Source organism: Ferrovibrio sp., assembly GCF_029255545.1.
In the GTDB taxonomy this organism is placed as follows: domain Bacteria; phylum Pseudomonadota; class Alphaproteobacteria; order Ferrovibrionales; family Ferrovibrionaceae; genus Ferrovibrio.
The window spans coordinates 1-2,514 of record NZ_JANLJJ010000015.1 but is presented as its reverse complement, the minus strand read 5'-3'; the positions used below and the strand labels follow the sequence as shown (position 1 = coordinate 2,514).

General features: G+C 64.3%; 4 protein-coding genes. 1 reads left to right on the top strand and 3 read right to left on the bottom strand.

Annotated features, from left to right (window positions below; genetic code table 11):
* A partial coding sequence (locus Q1J79_RS01360; protein WP_300295509.1) for a hypothetical protein occupies window positions 1–320 on the top strand: 320 nt, incomplete at its 5' end.
* A 48-nt stretch (window positions 321–368) separates the two neighbouring features.
* Here the strand turns inward: Q1J79_RS01360 and Q1J79_RS01355 are convergent.
* From Q1J79_RS01355 to Q1J79_RS01345, 3 genes are all read right to left on the bottom strand, one after another.
* Complete coding sequence (locus Q1J79_RS01355; protein WP_300295508.1) at window positions 369–1,343, bottom strand: quinone oxidoreductase; 975 nt, start codon at window positions 1,341–1,343, stop codon at window positions 369–371.
* Between the two features lie 56 nt (window positions 1,344–1,399).
* Complete coding sequence (locus Q1J79_RS01350; RefSeq protein ID WP_300295507.1) at window positions 1,400–2,098, bottom strand: dienelactone hydrolase family protein; 699 nt, start codon at window positions 2,096–2,098, stop codon at window positions 1,400–1,402.
* Window positions 2,099–2,181: 83 nt separating this feature from the next.
* A partial coding sequence (locus Q1J79_RS01345; RefSeq protein ID WP_300295505.1) for a PAS domain-containing protein occupies window positions 2,182–2,514 on the bottom strand: 333 nt, incomplete at its 5' end.

Genomic DNA, 2,514 nt, shown 5'->3' with positions numbered 1-2,514 from the left:
CGAAGCCGAAGCTGGATCGGGACGCGCTGTGGCGGATCAGCGAACCGGCGCTGAAAAAGCATTTCGAGAGTAACCGTGAGCAATACGGTTATTACCTTCAGGCGAGGGGTCCCCATGGGATGAAGCTGCATCGCATGGTCCTGCTGGAAGACCCGCTGCAGCCGGAGGATGATGCTTATACGATGGTGGTGCGGTTCGAAGGTGAAGGGCTGATCATCGGCAACCTGTCGACGGTCGGGCTCACCAAGGATTTCCGCTACAAGATCCGCCCGGAGAATGAAACGGTCTCCGTGCTGGACTGGAATCTCCAGCCGCGCTGAACCGGCAAGGCAAGGCGGACCCCGGTCAACCGGGGCCCGCCTTGCGCGTTACGGCAGCAACAGGGTCGAGCCGGTCGTCTTGCGCGCCTCAAGGTCGGCATGGGCCTTGGCCGCGTCCTTCAGCGCGTAGGTCTGTGGCGTTTCGATCTTCACCTTGCCCGCCTTCACCACGTCGAACAGCGCATTGGCTGAATTGACCAGGTCGTTGCGCTTGGCCGTGTAGGTGACCAGCGTGGGGCGGGTGAGGTAGAGCGAGCCCTTGGCGGCCAGCGTGCCGATGGCAAAGGGCGGCACCGCGCCCGAGGCATTGCCGAAGCTGACCATCAGGCCAAACGGCCGCAGGCAGTCAAGCGAGCCGTCCCAGGTATCCTTGCCGACGCCGTCATAGACGACAGGCACGCCTTCGCCCTTGGTGATCTCCTTCACGCGCTCGACGAAATTCTCGGTGCGGTAGTTGATGATGTGATCATAGCCATGGGCCTTGGCCAGTTTGGCCTTGTCGTCGCTGCCCACCGTGCCGATCACGGTGGCGCCCAGAGCCTTCGCCCATTGTCCGAAGATCAGGCCGACGCCGCCGGCAGCGGCATGGAACAGGATGGTCTCGCCCGGCTGCACCTTGTGGGTCCGGCGCAGCAGGTATTCCGCCGTCATGCCCTTCAGCATCATGCCGGCAGCCTGCTGGTCGGTGATGCCGGCGGGCAGCACCACGCAGCGGTCGGCCTGCATCAGGCGTTCTTCCGAATACGAGCCGAGCGGCGAGGAGGCATAGGCGACGCGGTCGCCCAGCTTGATATCAGTTACACCCGAGCCCACCGCCGTCACGGTGCCGGCGCCTTCCTGGCCGAGGATCAGCGGCAGCGGCAGCTTGTACAGGCCGGAGCGGTGATAGGTGTCGATATAGTTCAGGCCAGCGGCCGAGGTCTTGATGCGGATCTGGCCCGGGCCGGGATCGCCGACCTCGACCTCTTCCCATTGCATCACTTCGGGGCCGCCGTTGGCGTGGATACGGATGGCATGCGCCATGGATTGCGTTCCTTGCGTTTGGTGTTGCGGTGTCAGAGTTAGGGCGGGGCCTGTGCTCAGGCCAGATGCTTCCTGAAGAACTCCGCCGTGCGGCTGTTGGCCAGGTCGGCGGCGGCCTTGTCGTAATGCTCGCCACCCACGCGGGCGAAGGCGTGGTCGTTGCCCTGGTAATCCAGCCGCGTGACCAGCGGATAGTTCTTCAGCTCGGCGGCGATTGTCGCCTGCGCGTCCTTGGGCACGAACTTGTCTTCGGTGGCGCAATGCAGCAGCAGCGGCTTTTTGATGTTTTTCGCTTCCGCCAGATGATCTTTCAGCATAATGCCGTAATAACCGACGGCGGCATCCACGTCGCTGCGGCAGGCCATCAGATAGGCCAGCCGCCCGCCCAGGCAGTAGCCCACCGTGCCGACCTTGCCGCTGCAGCCGGGCAGCTTGCGCAGAACGGCCAGCGCGGCCTTCAGGTCGTCGATGCCCTTGTCGAGGTTGAAGCCGTTGAACAGCGCAAAGGCCTTGTCCCATTCGGCTTTGGTCTTGTCGGTGATGTCGACGCCGGGTTCCTGGCGCCAGAACAGGTCGGGGCAGAGCGCGACATAGCCCTGTTTTGCCAGGCCGTCGCAGATGTCGCGCATCACCTTGTTGACGCCGAAGATTTCCTGGATGACGAGGATGCCGGGGCCTTTGCCGCCGGCCGGTTCGGCCAGATATCCGGTGAAGCGGCCGCCGTCATGGGCCTGGATGTCGATGCTGCGGGCCATGGTTTCCTCCTGTTCGGCTTCCTGAGTTGCGCGGACTCTAGCGGCAGCGCAGTGCAGCAATCAACCACGGATCGGCAGTTGATTCAGACGGCTTCCGACAGGGGCGGCGTTGCCGCCATCAGCAGCTGGTCGACCTGCCGGCCGTCGGAGGAGAGCGGCAGGATCACCGTCTCGTACCGATAGCGCCGCTGCGCCGTGGTCTGCTCGCGGTAGATGCGCAATGGTCTGCGATTGGTCACGACCCAGCGCAGGTTGGTCACGATGGCCTGGCGCAATTCAGGGTCTTGCATCGCCGCGCTGGTGCGGCCGGTCAGTTCCTGGCCCGCCATCACCGCCATGGCGCCGCCGAAGACGCGGGCGCGGAATTCTCGGCCATCCTCCAGCACGTCCAGCAGCGTGGTCCAGCCGATGGCATA